The following is an 18,411-nucleotide window of genomic DNA, read 5'->3' as shown; positions in this document are numbered from 1 at the left end:
CGGCGCGTTTGAAAGTTTATCAAATCGCCATTTCCTTGAGCCTGGCGACCAATTCATCGACGTCGGCCACCTTGATGCCCGCCGAGCGCTTGGGGGGTTCGGTCACCTTGAGCGTCTTGAGGCGCGAGGCGATCTCAACACCGAGATCGGCCGGCGTCTTCGTCGCCAGCGGCTTGGATTTGGCCTTCATGATATTGGGCAGGCTCGCATAGCGCGGTTCGTTGAGACGCAGATCGGTCGTCACGATCGCCGGCAGTTTGAGGCTTACGGTCTCCAGACCGCCATCCACCTCACGGGTCACCGCGACAGTCTCGCCCGATACTTCGACCTTGCTGGCGAATGTGCCCTGCCCCCAACCGAGAAGGGCTGCCAGCATCTGGCCGGTCTGATTGGCATCATCGTCGATGGCCTGCTTGCCGAGGATCACCAGGCCCGGAGCCTCCTCGGTGGCGATGGCCTTCAGGATCTTGGCGACGGCGAGCGGCTCGACCTCATCGTCAGTCTGGACGAGGATCGCGCGGTCGGCCCCCATGGCGAGCGCGGTGCGCAGCGTTTCCTGCGCCTTGGCGACGCCGATCGACACCACCACGATTTCGGTCGCGACTCCCTTTTCCTTGAGGCGGATAGCCTCTTCGACGGCGATCTCGTCGAACGGGTTCATCGACATCTTCACGTTCGCCAAATCGACGCCCGTCCCATCCGCCTTCACGCGCGGTTTCACATTATAATCGATAACCCGCTTGACGGGCACAAGCACCTTCATGGATCAATCCTACTCTGATTGTAATGCCGCCTGATATTCGGCAATGAGTCTCTCACAGATGGATCGGGCCGGTTGGACGGCAGTGGTAGCGCCGACACCGTGGCCTGCCGACCAGATCGTCTTCCAGGCCTTGGCCTCCTCCGAAACCGAAAGCGCGCCATGTGGCTCAGGGAGAGTCGCGGCTTCCAGCGAGGGCCGGAGAAAATTGGCCCCGACGCCGGTGACCCGGTCCGTATAGACGATATCCGCTGGTCCGGCCCCGATCACCATGTCTTTCTGTGCCGGCGAGGCGAGACTCTCTTCCGACGCGATGAAGTGGGATCCGATATAGGCAAGATCGGCCCCCATCATCTGCGCGGCCGCGATCTGGTGGCCGCGCGTGATGGCGCCGGAAAGCGCCAGCGGCCCCTGGAAGAAGCGCCGTATCTCGTCAACCAGTGCGAACGGGCTCATCGTGCCGGCATGTCCCCCCGCGCCGGCAGCGACCGCGATCAGACCGTCGACGCCAGCTTCGAGCGCCTTTTCCGCATGACGCACGTTCGTCACGTCGTGAAAGACCAGCCCGCCATAGCCCTGAACCACCTGGACAAGATCCGCGATGGCGCCGAGCGAGGTGATGACCAATGGCACATGGTGCCGAACGATCAGTTCCAGATCGGCGTCGAGCCTCGGATTGCTCTTATGGACGATGAGGTTGACGCCGAAGGGCGCCGCTCCCGGCATGGGAGCCAGCCGCTCCTCGATTTCATCCAGCCATTCACCGAAACCTTGACTGGTGCGCTGGTTGAGCGCCGGGAAAGTACCAAGCAGTCCCGCCTCGCAGCAACTGACGACAAGGTCCGGTCCCGACACAAGGAACATCGGCGCAACGATGGCTGGAATGGCCAGCCGCTTTTCGAGGCTTGCCGGAAGCGTCAAAACACGTCGTCTTCCAGCGCCATCAGCGACTTCTTGCCCGCCTTGATCGCCAGGAAGCTGGCGGTCGCCTGAGGCAGGATACGCTCGAAGAAGAACGTCGCCGTCTTGATCTTGGCATCGTAGAAGCGCTTGTCCTCGCTGCCGAAGAAGAGCTGCAAGCCTGCGATCTTGGTCGCCTTGGCAAAGCAATAGCCCATGGCCACCAGGCCCATCAGACGCAGATAGTCCGCCGACGCCGCGCCCGCCTCTTCGGGATCCTTGAGCGCCCGCTGCGCGACCGTGGCCGTCGAAAGCTGCAGCGCCCCGAACGCCTTGGCGAGCGCCTCGATCATCGGCTTCATCGGTCCGTCGACGTTGTTTTCCTCGATGAAAGCCGACACCGGATGGAAGAAGCTGCGCAGATAGCGGCCCATATGGGCGCCGAGCTTGCGGCCGACGAGATCGAGCGCCTGAACGCCGTTCGTCCCCTCATAGATCATGGTGATCCGGGCATCACGGGCATATTGCTCGACGCCGCTTTCGCGGATGTAGCCGTGGCCACCATAGCATTGGACCGCAAGGTTCGCGCTGTCGAACGCAAGGTCGGTGAAGAGCGCTTTGACGACGGGGGTCATGAGCGCAATGAAGTCACTCGCACGCTGGCGCACTTCGGGTTCGGGAGAATGTTTTTCCGCGTCCAGGGCGCGCGAGACCCAGGCCGAGAGCGCCCGGCATCCCTCATTATAAGCCCGCATCGTCATCAACATGCGGCGAACATCGGGGTGAACGATGATCGGATCGGCTGCCTGATCGGGATATTTGGGTCCCGAGAGCGCCCGACCCTGAATACGATCTTTCGCATACCAGGCCGCCGCCTGATACGCCGCCTCGCCCACACCCAGGCCCTGGATGCCGACGGAGACACGCTCCGTGTTCATCATCGTGAACATGGCGGCCATGCCCTTGCCAGGCTCACCGACGATCCAGCCGATCGAATCATCGAAGTTCATCTGGCACGTCGCCGACGCCTTGAGACCCATCTTGTGCTCGATCGCGGCGCAGGCGACGCCGTTCGATTGACCGGGAGTACCGTCCTCCCTGGGCAGATATTTGGGGACGAGAAACAAGCTGATGCCCTTCACGCCCTTGGGGGCGTCGGGCAGGCGGGCGAGCACGAGATGGATGATATTCTCGGTCAGGTCATGCTCACCGGCGGAGATGAAGATCTTGGAGCCGGTGACCTTGTAGCTGCCATCGCCCTGCGGGACCGCGCGGCTGCGCAGGAGCCCGAGATCGGTACCGCAATGAGGCTCGGTCAGGCACATCGTGCCGGACCACTGGCCGCTCACCATCTTGGGCAGGTAGGCCTGCTTGAGCGCGTCACTGCCATGGCCCTCGATCGCAGTGGTGGCACCATGGGTGAGGCCCGGGTAGAGGCCGAAGGAGAGGTTGGACGAGCAGATCATCTCCTCGACCAGCTTGTTGACCGCTTCCGGCAGCCCCTGCCCACCCCATTCCGGATCGGATGCGAGCGCGGTCCAGCCACCTTCGGCGAACTGCTTATAGGCTTGCGCGAACCCCGCCGGCGTCCGCACAACGCCGTTTTCCAGATGACACCCCTCCTCGTCGCCCGACCGGTTGATCGGCAACAGGACGTCGCGACAGAAGCGCGCCGCCTCCTCGAGGATGGCATCGGTCAGATCCGGTGTGAACTCCGACAGCGCGGGAATATCCCCGAAGCCGTCATCGGCATGGAGTTCGTTGAGCACGAAGCGCATGTCGCGCAACGGGGCGTCATAGACTTGCATATTTATATCTCCTGACCGGTCGGCCATCCGGCCGCCGGCCGCCAATCAGTTACGCAGCGGCTTGCCGGTGACGAGCATCTGCTCGACGCGCGCCTGGGTCCGCGGGTCGCGCACCAGTTGCATGAAGGCCTTGCGCTCGAGCGCCAGCAGATCCTCTTCGGTCACGATGTCGATGAGATCCTTCTCGCCGCCCGTCAGGACGTCGGCGAGCGCGCCGGATACGACACCATCGTAAGATGTGGCGAGGCCACGGGCCTGGAAGCCTTCGACAGCCATCGAAAGAGCGGACTTGCCTCCCGCGCCAGGCAAGCGGAATTCCGGAGCCACAGGCGGTTTGTAACCGTCGGCCAGTTCCAGTGCCTTCGCCTTGGCGTCCGCCAGCAGACGGTCCCGGTTCATCGTAATGCCGTCCGAGGGACGCAGGAAGCCATGCTCCTTCGCCTCGGCGGCCGACTTTGCCACAGTGGCTGTCGATACCGTCTCGAAGACCTTGGCTACGGCCGGCATCGGCCCCTTGGGCATGCCGGGACTGGAGCGCCAGCGATCGATCATTTCACCGCATCCGCCCCAGCCAGGGATCAGACCCACGCCGCACTCGACCAGACCCACATAGCTTTCGGCATGGGCCTGCACGGCATCACTGTTGAGCAGGATCTCGCAACCGCCGCCCAATGCCATGCCGGCCGGAGCGCTCACGACCGGGAACAGCGCATATTTGAGCGCCTTGTAGGCCTGCTGCCCGCCCGCGACGAGCTTTTCGATCTCGCCCCATGCCGCGATGTTCAGTGCGAACAGAGCAAGACCGAGATTGGCGCCGGCGGAGAAATTGCTGCCCTCATTATAGACGACGAGCGCCTTGAACTTGTCCTGCACGACCGGGATCGCCTGACCGATCAGCTTCATCACATCGCCGTCGAGCGCGTTCATCTTGCCGGTGAACTCAAGGCAGGCAACGCCGTCGCCGACATCCCAGAGTGCCGCCGAACCATTTTTGAGGATCGGCTGGCTATGGAGCTTGATGTCTTCCAGCAGCAGCACGCCCTCGGGCCGCACGACATCATGATAGTCGCCGGCGGCATCGAGATATTGCCGACGGCCGTCCTGCACCCGGTAGAAAGGCCGATCTCCGGCTACCTTGAGGATCGCGGGAACATCCCGCCCCTCGGCGGCCAGCCGTTCGGCGAGCTTGCCCGGCCCAAGGCGATCGATCAGTTCGAACGGCCCGAACTTCCAGTTGTAGCCGAGCTTCATCGCGTCATCGATGCCGACGATGTTGTCCGCAGCTTCACCGACCAGACTCGCGGCATAGGAAAGAACCTTGCCGAGAATTTCCCAGGCATAGGCGCCGACCTTGCCGGGCGCAGCAACCAATGCTGCCAGGTCCTTCTCGGCCCGGCCCGGCAAGGAAGCCGGCTTCACCGATACGCGATATTCGCCGGTCGCGAGATCGAGCGCTTTCTTGGTCTTCGTCGCCTTGTCGAACGCGTAGAAACCGCCCTTGCCCTTCCGCCCGGTAAAGCCTTCCGCGATCATCCTGTCGACGAGCGGCATCGGCCTCACCGTGTCGAAATAGGCGTCACCTGCCGGCAGCGTCGAGGACAGGCTCTTCGTGAGCAGCGGCATGAGGTCGACGCCAACGAGATCGACAAGGCCGAAAATGCCGGTCTTGGGCACGCCCATCGGCTTTCCGCCGATCTGGTCGGCTTCCTCCACCGTCAGCCCCTGGTCCATCGCGGCATTGATCGCGACGGCCAGCCAGTAGGTACCGATGCGATTGGCGATGAAGCCCGGCGTGTCCCGCGCCGGCACGATGCGCTTGCCGAGCTTTCGATCGACGAAATCCGAGACGCGCCTCGCCACAGCCGTATCAGTGTCGGGGCCGGTCACGATTTCGATGAGCCGCATGTAGCGCGGCGGATTGAAGAAATGGGTGATCAGGAAGTCCTGTTTGAACTGATCGTCCCGCCCCTCGACCAGATGGCCAAGCGGAATCGTCGAGGTATTGGACGATACCGCCGTGCCCGGACGCTTGAGCTGCTCGAGCTTGGCGTAGAGCGCCTGTTTGATGTCGAGCCGTTCGACGATCGCCTCGACGATCCAGTCGCATTCGGCCACCCGCTCGAGATGGTCGTCGATATTGCCCGTTTCAACGAGCTTCGCCGCAGCCTTCGACATGAAGGGCGCCGGATCGGTCTTCAGCATCTTCGCGACCGCACCCTTCGCCACGGCGTCACGATCGCCGCCCTCCTTGGGCACGATATCGAGCAGCAGCACCGGCACGCCGGCATTGGCGACCTGCGCTGCGATGCCGGCGCCCATGACGCCTGCGCCGATCACGCAGACCTTTTTGATGGTTTCCGGCGGGGCGCCGACTGGCTTGATGGCCTGCTCGCTCATTCCGCCGCCTCCAGCACGGTGGCGATGCCCTGACCGCCGCCGATGCACTGGGTGGCAAGCGCATAGCTGCCGCCTTCGCGCTTCAGCAGAGCCGCGGCCTTGCCCACGATCCGCGCACCGGTCGCCCCCAGAGGGTGGCCTATCGCGATGGCGCCGCCGTCCAGATTGACCTTCGACTGGTCAAGCCCCAGGTCGCTGATGCAGGCCAGTGACTGGCTCGCAAAGGCTTCGTTGAGCTCGACAACGTCAAGCTGGTCCACACTGAGCCCCGCCCGCTGCAGCGCCTTGCGCGAGGCCTCGACCGGTCCGATGCCCATGATCTCCGGCTGGCAGCCAGAGACAGCAACCGACTTGATGCGGGCAAGGATCGGCAGTCCATGCGCGCGCGCATAATCCTCGCTCGTGACCAGGATTGCGCTTGCGCCATCGGTCAGCGGCGAGGACGTTCCCGCCGTTACCGTGCCGTCCTGGCTGAAGGCCGGCTTCAGCCCGGCGAGGGTTTCCGTCGTCGTGCCGGCACGCGGCGTGCCATCCTTGTCGACCACGCCCGCCTTGGTCGTGATCGGCACGATCTCGGCCTCGAGCTTGCCGGACGCGATAGCCGCGGCCGCCTTGTCCTGACTGGCGACCGCAAAGGCTTCCTGCTGGGCACGGGTGATCTGATATTTGGTCGCGATATTCTCCGCCGTGTCGCCCATGCCCATATAGGCGGCGCTCTTCTTCGCGAGCTCGGGGTTCGGCAGCGGATTGAACCCCATCATCGGCACGCGGCTCATCGACTCCACGCCCGCGCAGATGAAGGCCTCGCCGGCGCCAAGCTGAATCTGGCCCGCAGCGATGTGGACCGAGCTCATCGACGATCCGCAGAAGCGATTAACGGTCATGCCGCCGACAGAGAGCGGCAGGTCGGCGAGAAGACCGATAAGGCGCGCGATGTTGAAGCCCTGCTCGCCTTCAGGAAAAGCGCAGCCCAGCACGATATCCTCGATATCTTCGGCCTTCACGCCGGTCTGCTGAATCAGTCCGCGAATGACCTGAGCGGCCAGATCGTCAGGGCGGACGCGCGCCAGCGCGCCCTTGCCTGCCAGGTGAAAGGGGGACCGGGCATAGCCCGCAACAACCACATTACGCATCGATGATAGCCTCTCCAGGGAATCGGACATCTGATTACCTAATGGTGCGTGAAATGACGTTTACGTCAACTAAAATCTTTGGCACTCTTCTCACGCCGTCGAGGGAATCGTCATGCACCGGTTCCCGGGAGGCTTGATATCGGAGGTCTTGGCCGAGGAACGTACGGATGCTCGCCAGTGAAAAACCGCGCACTCTCATCCCGGCGATGATGCTCGCGCCCGTCTTATCGACGGCTGCGCCTCTCCCCAAGCGCCACTGCACCTGTTTTCGAAGGCGCACACATGCGATTTTCTGAGCATCCCCTCCGGCGTCAGATCGTCGGCGAAATGCATCTGCGCCGTTTTCCTGCACTCGAATTGCCCGCCATGGCATTTCAGACGGTTCGCCTGGTCGATGAGAATGACCGGGAGAAGGAATGGCTGATCCTGCAGCAGCGATGTGCCTCTGGACTCGATCGCAACCTGCGCCACCTGGAAACGGAGTGGTCCGCCAACGGGCGGCTGGCCTGGGAAAGGCACAGTGAAGCGGTCACCACGACGCTAACGTCAACCTCGGTCAGCGCGGACGCGCAGTTCTGGTCTGCTCCCGACGTCGGCCCCTTCAGTGATACCTTGCAGTGGATGGAAACGCTGCCGGGCCTGGTCATCCGCGCAACCCACATCGTCGTTGTGGCGAACGATAGCTACGCCGAGCCGGTTGTCGATCGGGCCGACTTCCATCCGGGCCATCTCGTCTCCTGCATCATCGGGGATAGCGTCCGGATCTGGAGCGACTTTCGCATTCACGCCGGCGGCTACGGGCGCCTGGTCGTTGCCGCGAACGGGGCGGCTGACGGCGAAGTGTCGCGTTCCATCCAGCGCATTCAGGAACTGGGCAATTATCGCAATCTTTCCTTGCTTGAAGGCACGCACAGATCAATAGCTTGACGGCGTCACACACGAACACGCCCGAACCCTGACGACGGGGCCAGCAGCGCCTGACCCCTCCAATTCGCACACAACCTAATAGGCATTTTGATGACGCATTGAGCTATTGACTTACCTATACGTCATTGAGATGGTTATGGGACGCTGATTTGCCGCATATTGGCTCCAGACGTGAAACAGACGGTCGCCTGAAGGCGCGCGGAGAGGAACAATGTCGATCATTCTGACACTACTGGCTTCGAGCACTGCATTGCCCGCCGACACCGTTGTCGGTCGCTGGCAAACCGAGAGCCGTCATGGCGTCGTGGAAATCACCCGCTGCGGGCAATCGATCTGCGGTGCCTTGATCAGTTCCGACGGGATCAAAGCCAACCCCGAACTACGTGACGAAAAGAACAAGACCGCTGCGTTGCGCGGTCGTCCGCTTCGTGGATTGCAGATTCTGCAGGGTTTTACGTGGAAGTCGGGCAGTTGGTCGGGTGGTTCCATCTACAACGCTGAGGATGGCGGTACATACAGCGCGACGGTCACGTTAGCCGATCGGGATCATTTGCGCCTCAAGGGCTGCATCGTCTGGCCCCTGTGCAAGACGCAGACATGGACGCGCCTCCGATAAGCACGAGGAATTTGACAATCACGAAAGGGGAGATGGGCGTGGCAGGCAAAAATTGGAAAGTTGGGATCGCAACATCGGCCGTGGCGGCTGGATTGCTCGCGCCGCAAGCCGCGAGCGCGCAGGCCTTTTACCTTCAGGAACAATCGTCCAGAGGTGCCGGACGAGCCTTTTCGGGCGAGGTCGCCGACCAGGGCGTACAGTCCCTCTGGTGGAATCCGGCTGCGATCGCAGGCATGGAAGGAGTCGATGCCCACCAGGCCGTAAGCGTAATCCTTCCCAAAGGGTCGGTTGACAATGTCAACACGCTCATTGTCCGTCCCGGGCAGTCGGCTGCGGCTGTAGGCGGGAGCCAACGCTCTCGTGATCCGATCAATAATGGCGTACTACCCTCCGGCGCGATAGCCGTCGGCCTGACATCACGGCTCGCTTTGGGGCTGACCGTCGCCTCCCCTTATAGCTTCACAACCAATTATGATGCCGACAGCTGGGCACGGTATAGCGCCGACAAGACCAAGCTGCGAACATACGACATCCAGCCATCGATCGCCTACCTCGTTACGCCAAATCTCAGCATCGGCGCCGCGCTTAATATCGAATATGCCGACGCATCATTGTCCAACTATCTGCCGAACCTATCGCCTCTTCTCGCCGACGGCCACCAGGAGCTGAAAGGCAATGGTTGGGATCTTGGCTGGTCGGCCGGGCTGCAATATCGCGCCGGCCCCATGCAACTGGGCGCCAGCTACAAGTCGAGCGTGAAGCATAATCTCGACGGTTCGGTGACGACGACCGGTCTTCTTGGTCCGCTCGCCGGGCAAAACAGCGTAGTGAATGCAAACGCCACGTTCGAGACCCCCTGGCAGGCGATCTTCGGAGCGCGCGTGGCGGTGTCGCCCAAGGTCACCCTCAACGGTCAGGTGACCCGCATGGGTTGGTCGAAATTCGACGCTATCCGGCTCGGCGCGCCGCTCAACGTTTCAATCCCGGAAAATTACCGGGACACTTGGAGCTTCGCAGGCGGCATCGATTACGCGGTCACACCAGCCTGGACCGTTCGTGCCGGCGTTCAACACGCCCAGACCCCGACGCGCAACGGCAATCGGGACGCTCGAGTGCCTGACAGCAACCGTTGGAATTTCGCTGCCGGCACAAGCTATGCCGTGTCTTCCCGGTTCACGCTCGATGCGGGCGCAGCGTATATTACGTTCAAGGATACGACTATTGATCGCACGACAGCGGCCTATGCCGGCACGGCCGTGCAGACGCCGATCCTGATGGACGGCAAGCTCGAGGACGCGCACGCCGTCGTGCTGTCACTCGGCGGACGTTTCCACTTCTGATGCTGGAGATCGCCATGCCCCAGCCCGCCATCAGCGCCTTCCCGTCGATACCGGAACCGGCAATTCCGCCACGGCTCCTGACCGACCTCCTCGACAATGCGTTGAACCTTTATCCCGAACGCGTCGCCATCGACTTTCTCGGGCGAACCTGGACTTATGCGCAGGTGGGGCAACTCGTTCGCCGTGCAGCACGTGGATTGCAGGATCAGGGGCTGCGCAAGGGCGATCGGTTCGGCCTGTGCCTGCCGAACTGCCCCTATTTCGCGATATTGTACTTCGCGGCGCTGCGCGTGGGTGCGATCGTGGTCAACTTCAACCCGCTCTACACGGAGCGCGAACTGGAGCATCAGATCCGGGACTCGGGAACGCGCATGATGGCGGTACCGGACGTCCGGATAATCCACGAGAAAGTGCAAGCCGTCGCGCCACGTGCCGGGCTGGACAAGATCGTGTTGTGCGGCATGAGGGATATGCTGCCCTGGCTGCAAGGCCTGGGCTTTGCGCTATTCAAGCGAAAAGACCACGCGCGGATACTCGACGAAGGCCTTCATGTCCGGCTCAAGGCGCTTCTCGCCCATGATGCCGAACCTGACGCGGTAGAACGTCACCCTGATGATGTCGCGGTCCTTCAATATACCGGAGGCACAACCGGCGTGCCCAAGGGCGCAATGCTGACCCACGCCAACCTCACGGCGAACAGCGCCCAGATGGTGGTGCATGTGGGAGGACTTCGCCCGCAGCAGGAGAGAACTCTCGGCGTCCTGCCCATGTTTCACGTCTTCGCACTCACGACGGTGCTCAACTTCTCAGTCGAAATCGGCGCCGAAATCGTCCTGCTGCCACGGTTTGAGATGAAGCAGGTTCTCAACACGATGAAGCGCAAGCCGCCGACACAGTTCTTCGGCGTGCCTACGATCTATGTTGCCCTGAACGCGCTTCCGGACGACGAGATACCCGATCTCTCGGCCGTGCGCGCCTGTATATCCGGCGGCGCACCGCTCCCGCTCGAGGTACGCGAGGAGTTCGAGGCACGCACGCGTGCCAGGGTCGTGGAAGGATATGGGCTCTCCGAAACCGCCCCGATCATCGCCTGCAACCCGTTGTTTGGGACGGTGAAGGACAATAGCTGCGGCCCAAGTTTCCCCGGCACCATCATCGAGATCCGAGATCCGGAGAATCCCTCGCGGGTTCTTCCCCAGGGAGAACGCGGAGAAGTGTGCGCCCGCGGCCCTCAGGTGATGAAGGGCTATTGGCAGCGCCCTGCAGAAACCAGTGCTGTCTTCGTCGATGGCGCGCTACGAACCGGCGATATCGGCTATTTTGATGAGGATGGCTATCTCTTCCTCGTCGACCGCATCAAGGACATCATCTTCTGTGGCGGATATAATGTATATCCCCGGATCATCGAGGATGCGGCCTACCAGCACCCGGCGGTAAAGGAGGCGATCGCAATCGCGATTCCTGACGCCTACAGAGGTCAATCTCCCAAGTTGTTCATCGCGCTGCACGAGGGATCGAACCTGACCGTCGATGAACTCAAGGTCTTTTTGCAGGATCGCCTCAGCAAGATCGAGATGCCCAAGGCCTTCGCATTCCGGGACAGCCTGCCCAAGACGTTGATCGGCAAACTTTCGAAGAAGGATTTGATCGAGGAGGAGAACAAAAAGCTCGCCTGAGCCTCTATCCCCTGTCAAGCTACGAGGCTTATGCGCTTGAGTGGTAGGGTAGCCGTGATTGGAGGACAGGGAGTGGATGGCATGGGGAACTCGCTCCACCTCGCCGAGGACGATGAAACGCTTAAGGACGCGGATCGCGACAACCCCACGCACAAGGGGAGAACCCGCGCAAAGGATGCGGATTTACAAGTGTACGGCATCCAGGATGTCGCTCAGGAACTCGGACTGACACTTCGCACGCTACGCTTCTACGAAAAGGAGGGGCTTATCGCCCCTCAACGGGTAGGCAGTACCCGGGCATATTCCAGGCGTGAGATCGGACGCATACAGCTGATTTTGCGCGGCAAACGCCTTGGCTTCTCCATCAAGGAAATCAAGGAGTTTCTCGATCTCTACGATGCCGATCCCGAGCATAAGGAGCAAATGGAGCGATTGATTGCCCGCATCCGGGAAAGGTTGGTCGACTTGAAGACGCAGCGCTCTGCGCTCGACCTGACAATCGACGAGCTTACAACCATCGAAGTGGAAGCGATGGCAAAGTTGCAGCGATAATTTGGTCATCCCATTCTCTAACCGAGCGGTAACGCTTGATCGCGGCGCCCCCGATCCAATCAAGCCGTCAAGCGACGAGCGCCGCGCCGATCGCTAAGGCCGCCCCAGAACCGCGCCATGATCATCCAGGCGATGCCCGACGCGGTCATCGCCCCGCCGACCTGCCATGGCTCGAGGCCAAGCACGCGCGCGATGGGGCCCGCGAGCGCCACGAACGACATCATCGCCATCGAGCAGACGAAGGTCTCGAACATCAGTGGCTTCATGCTGAAAGCGCCTGATGCTTCCTCCCCCACTTGTTCGTCGCCTGTCGCTGTCGCAGCTTCGGTCATGCTGCTTCGTCCCGTGATGCGACCGGCGAACGGCCACCATTCCAGAGCAGCGCCGTCGAGACGGCATAGACAACGAGCCAGCCGAGGTTGAACGCGGCGCCGTCAAGCCAGGTGTGCGCCGGCTCGGGCAGGATGCGCGCGATCAGCATGCCGATCGCGACCAGCGAGACGGGATTGGCCAGCGCTGCGAACCAGCGTGGCCAGGCGGTGCGGCCCAGCGCGATGACGATCCCGAGGAGCAGCAGCGCCAGGCCCAGCGTCACGATCGGCATCAACCAGGCGATGAGCAGGACATGGTAGAAGTGCTGGCCGAGATCGAGCAGCGCGCCATGGGCCGCGGCCGGCGTTTCGAGGATCGTCTTGTAGGCCATGCCGACATAGTAGAAGCCCGCATGGCCGAGCGGAGACCAGGCGTTGCCGGCGACCAGCAGGACGAAGGTCAGCCAGCGCCACCAGCCCATCGCCGGACGCAGCCCTTCGAGCAGATGCCAGCAGCCCGCGAGATAGAAGACGATGCCGGCATCGGCCACCAGCGCGCCCGCGGCGAGCCGCGCCTCGGAGGATGGAAGCATCAGCGCGACACCGTCGAACTGGATGCGATCGGCATAGGTCTTCAGGATCAGCGGATAGTCGTCGGGACTTGCCCTAGCCCCGATGATCAGCGCGTCGCCAAGCGTCCAGAGGATCGCGCCGATCACGCCCGCGATACCGCAGAGACGAAGAAGCGGGAGCCGCTGGATATCCGTCATAGGCTTGTCCTTGCTTCGGCGCGGGATCGATCGACGAGACGCATGATCTCCTGGGCGATCAGCTCGGGCTCGCTGAACGGAACCATTGCCAGCGCTACCGTCGCCTGGCGGCCACGGGCAAGCCTCAGCCCAAGGTGACCACCGCGATCGCGCGTGAACTGTTCGGCTATGCCTGGGACATCGCCCGTCGGGTGTCGCCGGCGATAGCCGGCTGATCCACCCACGACATTAACGAGAGGAGGCGCCAGCGCACCAACTGCATAGCCTTGGCCGACGTGCCGCGGGCACCCGACTGTGATGGGCAATCCACGGTGTACGGTGGGGCAGGTTCGTCCGACGCCCGAACTTATACGGAGGATAGGCCCAGCGACGGATACGGATAGTGCGGTAATCAACCCGCGGATGAGAGCATGATCAATCGTCGTCGATCAGGCGCCCGCGGCACACCCGCCAAGGTCAATGCGACCGCTGGTCTCGAGGCCAGCGAAGGAGTAAACTCGGCCAGCGTCTCGGATGGCAGTCATGAGAGCGTATATCTGTGCCCGTTTTATGTGACGCCCCCGACATGGCGGTTTGAGTAGACGCGGAGAAGGGCGATGTCGCCCTTCTCCGCGCTCAGTCAGGCGGCGAGCAATTCGTCCGCCGGACCGAAGAATTCGTAATGAATGCGGTCGGATGGGACGCCAGCCAGCGACAAGGTCGAGACGGCGTGCCGCAGAAACGGGCGTGGTCCGCAGATATAGTAATCGGCCTCACCTACAGGCGTGTTGGCGACCAGCCATTCATCGGTAATGATGCCGGCGACGTCATAATCCCGTCCTGCGACTTCATCTTCGAGCGGGGTCTGATGAAAATCGGTGACGGTGATTGACTTGCCCCGCCCAGCGACAGCGCGAACATGATCACGCATTGCGTGGGTATCGCGGTCATGAGTTCCGTGGACATAGTGCACGGGGACTCCCGCCTCGCCCTCAGCAAGCGTTTCGAGCATGGCCACCATCGGGGTCAGCCCCACGCCGCCCGACAGGAGGATCACCGGGCGTTCGACATGCGCTGCCAGGAAGAATTCGCCTGCAGGCGCGGCAACTTTGAGCACCGTGCCCGGCTTGGCTTCATCATGAAGCCAGCCTGACGCAAGACCAAGCGGCTCACGCTTGACCGAAATGCGATAGGTTTCGCCGTTGGGGGCTGCTGAAATCGAATAGTTGCGCTTGACTGGCGGATGTCCCGGAATTTCAAGCCAGAAGGTCAGATATTGCCCGGGCTTGTGCCGCATGACGGCCCCGCCATCAACGGGGCGCAGAACGAAGGAATTGATGACGCTGCTCTCACGCACGACGTCCTCGACGCGAAAATCGCGCCAGCCATTCCATCCGCCGGTCGCATCCTTCTGTTCTGAGTAGACTCGCTGCTCGCGGGCGATCAGGATGTTGGCCAGGAACCAGTAGGCTTCGCCCCAGGCAGCGAGAATCTCATCGGTGGCCGCATCCCCCAGCACCGCCTTGATCGCCCCCAGGAGCGCCTCGGCAACGTGCGGATAATGTTCGGGCAGAATTTGCAGGCCAACATGCTTCTGCGCGATCCGCTCGACCGCCGGGGCAAGCGCACCGAGATTTTCGATGTTGCTCGCATAGGCGAGAATGGCGCCGGTCAGCGCCCGCGGCTGCGAACCGGCATCACCATGGTGCGATTGGTTGAAAAGGTCGCGAATGTTCGGGTTCTGGAACATCCGGGAATACATCTCGTTCACGATGTCGAGGCCATGCGCTTCGAGCGCGGGGACGGTCGCCTTGACGAGCGCAATGGTCTGATCGCTGAGGGGCTGCGTCATCAACTTCTCCTTTTTGAATGCGTTGAAAATCCCGGAATGTCAGAGCTTGGGAATGTGATCGTAAAAATCCACCTGCATCTTCATCGGCCCTGTCGGCGTTACGAAATGCGGTTGCTGAGGGAGAATCAAGCCAGGCTGGTCAGGCGTCAGGACGATCTCCGAAGGTGGCTCGAGGTAGGTTAGCCGGAGTTCGCCCTCCAAAACCCGGATCACGCCCCAAACACCAGCCTTCGTGTCATGTCGCGCGCGCAAGGCAGCCGGCAGAGTGTCCTGGTTGAACACCGGCGTGGAACGGTAAGGCAAGATTTCAGCCATGGGTTTGCCCTGGTCGCTCGATGGCATCCTTACGTTCCGCGTTGGCGACCGATGCAGCACTCCGTTCCTCCAGTTGGAAGAACATCGCCAGTTGCAGGCTCTCGGCGATGCGCCGCGCCTTCGCTTGTAGCGCCGCTGCCGCTTCGGGCGTCATCCTGTCATTGGTCGTTTGAACCCAGAGTGCGAGCCAGCGCTCGAACAGCGCGGGCGTTATCCTGGCCTTATGCTTCAAATGGGCCGGCACCGGTTGCCCCTTGTATCGGCCACTGGTGAGCATGACGGAGGACCAGAACGCAGTCAGCTTCCCAAGATGCTCCGGCCAGTCATCGATCGCATCGTTGAAAATCGGCCCAAGCGCGGGATCGGCGCGGACCCGCGCGTAAAATTCCTCCACCAAAGGAGTCAGCTCTTCTTCTCTGATTTTCGAGACACCGTCCACGACTCGCGCTCCAATCATGTATATATAATACATCGATCATGATTGCGCATAAACGCAAGGCTAGCGCATATTTCCAGGTCGTCGGTCGCGGCGATGTACACAGCCTGAGAAACTGCTCAGCCCCGCTAGTTTAGCCTTGAATCCGAAACACGAAGGCATAGCATCAGCCAGCGACCCGAAGGAGTCTCGGTAAGACGTAGACACCTTTCCTTGCCCGCCCGTCAAAAGACGGGCGGGTTTTCTTTTCCGATTCCGTAGGACATTCGCTGGAACGCTAATCCGCGTGATCTGGCGCACTCGGAATTTTCAAACACCGTCACAAATACCTAATTGTGCGCAGCTCAAGATCTAATCACCCGATTTTCGCGATCAAGCGGCCGGCGGCACCCTGCTCTGCCGCCAGATTGCGATTATAGGCGAGCGGCATCCGGGGACTCTTCCAGCGTAGCGCATCCATGATCCCCGCCAGATCCTCGCCGCTCGCAAACAGATCCTGGTTCAAGCCCACCCGCGTCGAATGCGCGCTCACGCCCTTGAGCAACTGCGCCAGATCATCGGCGGTGAGGTCGCTCAGCGCGCCCTTGTCGAAGGCGCGCCGGATCATTGCCCGCCAGATCGGCCCGATCGAACCCGCGTGCAACGCCCCCTCTCCCACATCATATTCGGTGCGCGCCGGCACCACCGACTTCGGCAATGTCTTGCGCAGATCCCAGCTTTCGCGGCCAGAAATCGTCTCGATCCGCCGCCCCTTGACCGCGGCCCGCGCCTTGTAGCGGCGCACCTGCACCCGGCGAAACAGCGGTCCCTCCTCGATGTCGGCAGCCGCAGTCCAGGCGGCGATCGCCCGCACCGAGCGCGGGCTGAGGAACGCGGTCGCGCCCTTTCCCTCCTGATCGCCCTTGCTGCGCGAAATCGTCAGCAGCCGCGCCTCGGGATCGATGGCGTCCACAATGTGCTCGACCTCGACCGCGACCAGCTCGGAGGCGCGCAAGCCCGTGTCGTAGGCGACCGACAGCAAAGCCCGATCCCTGAGCCCCGGCAAATCATCCGCGCAGGCCTCAAGCAGCCCCCGCACATTAAGCCCCCGGGGTGCGTCCCGCTCGACATTGCGCACCGGCCCCTTGAACCGCAGCGGCCGCGCCTGGGCTTGCGTGCTGCCCTTCTCCCGGCGGATCGCGCGGAGCCGCAGCTTGACCAGCTCGGCCTGGGTGGGATCCTTGATGTCGAGCAGCTGGTGGATCTTGGCGATCGACGCCTTGTAGCGACCGAGCGAGGCGGGTTTCGCCCCCTGCCCTGCCCGGGCATCGAGATAGTCGGCGACCGTCTCGGGAGTCGCCGGCGAGGTCACGCGCCCGTTTCGGCGGCACCAATGGTCGAACGCCTCGATGTCGCTGGCAAGCGCGCGCAGGGAATGCGGCGAGGATGCCGCCTGATAGGCGGCGATCAGCTCGGCGTTGATCGTGATTGGCGATCGACAGTTCAGCTTGGTCACCTCCCAGGCGAGGTCGACGGCCTGTCGGCCTCGCCGGCTGCTGATGGGCGCTGGGAGGCTCATCTGGACAGCGCGACAATCTGGTCGAAGCTGTTGTCGGACGCCAAAATAGAGCGCAATGGCGTGCAATGCGCTGTTATTGAGCGCCACAATAGACTGCATTCAAAGGGCGCAGCAGCGGCAGGCAGATCCGGTTACTGATCGGCGAACCGCTTGGCCAATCTGGCGCTTGCCCCACTTTTAGCGGCAAGCTTTGAGCCATACCGCAAGACGGTACGCGCATCGCGCCACCGGTAGGCCTGCATGATAGCTGGCAGTCCTTCTCCTGCCGCAAAATTGTCCTGGGCCACCCCGACCCGGATCGAATGTGACGAGACCGTGCTGAGCCAGCGGTCGCGTTCGGCTTCGCTCATTTCACCGAGCAGGCCCTTCTCCCAGGCGCGACGGATGAGCCGCCTGTAAATGAGTGTGATGCTGTTCGGGTGCAGGCGCTCGGTGCCGATGCTGTCGATCGAGCCGTCGAAGTGCGTCGTCACGCGGCGCAGCAGCGGACCCTTGTCCACCCTGCCCGCTTCACGCCAGCGGGCAATCGCCGCCATCGTCGCGGGAGAAAGATAAGCCTCGGCTCCGGCTTGCTTTCGGTCGGTCTTGCTTGAAGGGATGTGCAACAAACCGGCTCCGTCGCTGTCGGGCCCCTCGATATGCCCGACATCAATCGCGACCAGTTCCGAGCGCCGCGCGGCTGTATCGTAAGCGATGCGCAACATGGCCGCGTCGCGCATCCCCAATTCATCGCGGCGGCAGGCCTTGAGCACATGGGCCAGGCACACGCCAGAGGCGGGACTGTCGAGATCAGCGATGTCGCCCTTGAACCGGATGGCGCGCGCCTGCCTCTGGCGCACGCCGAGATGATTGCGCGCCGCCTTGCGCTCGAACTTGACCAGCGCTGCGGCGGTCGGATCCGTCAACCCTGCCATGCGGTAGGCCCACCCGACATGGACGAGGTAGCGCTCGATCGTGGCCATGGCGCGGGTCTTTACGGACGATGGATCGATCCCGGCAAGCGCACGGATCCAGGCGGCGACGTCGGCGGGTTCGGCCGCACCCGGTACAATCCGGCGTGAGTGGCACCACTGTCCCCACA

At 62.3% G+C, this 18,411-nt stretch carries 17 protein-coding genes and 1 pseudogene; 6 read left to right on the top strand and 12 right to left on the bottom strand.

Translation table 11 applies throughout. From position 1 onward, the window contains the following. Positions 1–19 precede the first annotated feature (19 nt). From A8V01_RS15755 to A8V01_RS15735, 5 genes are read right to left on the bottom strand one after another with little or no spacing between them, the layout of a single operon-like run. Entirely contained in the window at positions 20–763 is a 744-nt protein-coding gene (locus tag A8V01_RS15755; protein WP_004206977.1) for an electron transfer flavoprotein subunit beta/FixA family protein, read from the bottom strand. Between the two features lie 9 nt (positions 764–772). Next, positions 773–1,681, bottom strand: coding sequence for an NAD(P)H-dependent flavin oxidoreductase (locus A8V01_RS15750; RefSeq protein ID WP_017503706.1), 909 nt, complete (start codon positions 1,679–1,681; stop codon positions 773–775). Beyond that, positions 1,678–3,468, bottom strand: coding sequence for an acyl-CoA dehydrogenase C-terminal domain-containing protein (locus A8V01_RS15745; RefSeq protein WP_004206973.1), 1,791 nt, complete (start codon positions 3,466–3,468; stop codon positions 1,678–1,680). The genes A8V01_RS15750 and A8V01_RS15745 overlap by 4 nt, the downstream gene beginning before the upstream one ends. Before the next feature lie 45 nt (positions 3,469–3,513). Further along, positions 3,514–5,865: a 3-hydroxyacyl-CoA dehydrogenase/enoyl-CoA hydratase family protein gene (locus A8V01_RS15740; protein ID WP_004206971.1), complete on the bottom strand. Its 2,352-nt coding sequence runs from the start codon at positions 5,863–5,865 to the stop codon at positions 3,514–3,516. Then, complete coding sequence (locus A8V01_RS15735; protein WP_103096771.1) at positions 5,862–6,998, bottom strand: thiolase family protein; 1,137 nt, start codon at positions 6,996–6,998, stop codon at positions 5,862–5,864. The genes A8V01_RS15740 and A8V01_RS15735 overlap by 4 nt, the downstream gene beginning before the upstream one ends. Positions 6,999–7,280: 282 nt before the next feature. On the opposite strand from A8V01_RS15735, the gene A8V01_RS15725 reads away from it, so the two are divergent. From A8V01_RS15725 to A8V01_RS15705, 5 genes are all read left to right on the top strand, one after another. Further along, positions 7,281–7,925: a DUF3422 family protein gene (locus A8V01_RS15725; protein ID WP_026109760.1), complete on the top strand. Its 645-nt coding sequence runs from the start codon at positions 7,281–7,283 to the stop codon at positions 7,923–7,925. Between the two features lie 211 nt (positions 7,926–8,136). Next, positions 8,137–8,541 carry a DUF2147 domain-containing protein gene (locus tag A8V01_RS15720; RefSeq protein WP_026109759.1) on the top strand — a complete coding sequence of 135 codons (405 nt, stop codon included), beginning with the start codon at positions 8,137–8,139 and terminating at the stop codon, positions 8,539–8,541. 32 nt (positions 8,542–8,573) lie between these two features. Continuing rightward, on the top strand, positions 8,574–9,881 hold the full coding sequence (locus A8V01_RS15715) for an OmpP1/FadL family transporter (RefSeq protein ID WP_036526777.1): 1,308 nt from the start codon (positions 8,574–8,576) through the stop codon (positions 9,879–9,881). Beyond that, the gene (locus tag A8V01_RS15710) at positions 9,881–11,557 is read left to right on the top strand and encodes a long-chain-fatty-acid--CoA ligase (protein WP_017503286.1); all 1,677 of its coding nucleotides are present in this window, start codon (positions 9,881–9,883) and stop codon (positions 11,555–11,557) included. The genes A8V01_RS15715 and A8V01_RS15710 overlap by 1 nt, the downstream gene beginning before the upstream one ends. Before the next feature lie 81 nt (positions 11,558–11,638). Continuing rightward, a complete protein-coding gene (locus tag A8V01_RS15705) occupies positions 11,639–12,109 on the top strand; it encodes a MerR family transcriptional regulator (RefSeq protein ID WP_017503287.1) in 471 nt (156 codons plus the stop codon). A 59-nt stretch (positions 12,110–12,168) separates the two neighbouring features. On the opposite strand, the gene A8V01_RS15700 is transcribed toward A8V01_RS15705, so the two are convergent. Further along, a complete protein-coding gene (locus A8V01_RS15700) occupies positions 12,169–12,441 on the bottom strand; it encodes a hypothetical protein (protein WP_017503288.1) in 273 nt (90 codons plus the stop codon). Then, the gene (locus A8V01_RS15695; RefSeq protein ID WP_004206961.1) at positions 12,438–13,190 is read right to left on the bottom strand and encodes a DUF6796 family protein; all 753 of its coding nucleotides are present in this window, start codon (positions 13,188–13,190) and stop codon (positions 12,438–12,440) included. Before A8V01_RS15695 ends, A8V01_RS15700 begins: the two co-directional genes overlap by 4 nt. 86 nt (positions 13,191–13,276) lie before the next feature. Between A8V01_RS15695 and A8V01_RS29275 the strand changes: the two are divergent. Beyond that, positions 13,277–13,405: pseudogene (locus A8V01_RS29275) on the top strand (IS110 family transposase); the annotation flags it as partial. 404 nt (positions 13,406–13,809) lie between these two features. Here A8V01_RS29275 and hmpA read toward each other — a convergent pair. The 5 genes from hmpA to A8V01_RS15665 all read right to left on the bottom strand — a co-directional run. After that, entirely contained in the window at positions 13,810–15,021 is a 1,212-nt protein-coding gene (gene hmpA / locus A8V01_RS15685) for an NO-inducible flavohemoprotein (RefSeq protein WP_004206960.1), read from the bottom strand. Between the two features lie 39 nt (positions 15,022–15,060). Further along, entirely contained in the window at positions 15,061–15,336 is a 276-nt protein-coding gene (locus A8V01_RS15680; protein WP_004206958.1) for a TehB family protein, read from the bottom strand. Continuing rightward, a complete protein-coding gene (locus A8V01_RS15675) occupies positions 15,329–15,808 on the bottom strand; it encodes a group III truncated hemoglobin (RefSeq protein WP_017503290.1) in 480 nt (159 codons plus the stop codon). The genes A8V01_RS15680 and A8V01_RS15675 overlap by 8 nt, the downstream gene beginning before the upstream one ends. A gap of 319 nt (positions 15,809–16,127) precedes the next feature. After that, a complete protein-coding gene (locus A8V01_RS15670; protein WP_103096770.1) occupies positions 16,128–17,330 on the bottom strand; it encodes a tyrosine-type recombinase/integrase in 1,203 nt (400 codons plus the stop codon). 131 nt (positions 17,331–17,461) lie between these two features. After that, on the bottom strand, positions 17,462–18,411 hold a 950-nt coding region (locus tag A8V01_RS15665), incomplete at its 5' end, for a tyrosine-type recombinase/integrase (RefSeq protein ID WP_425437338.1).

It is taken from the genome of Novosphingobium guangzhouense (genome assembly GCF_002896965.1).
GTDB classification, from domain to species: Bacteria; Pseudomonadota; Alphaproteobacteria; order Sphingomonadales; family Sphingomonadaceae; genus Novosphingobium; species Novosphingobium guangzhouense.
The sequence above is the reverse complement of the archived record's forward strand: the minus strand, read 5'-3'. Positions and strand labels throughout refer to the sequence as shown.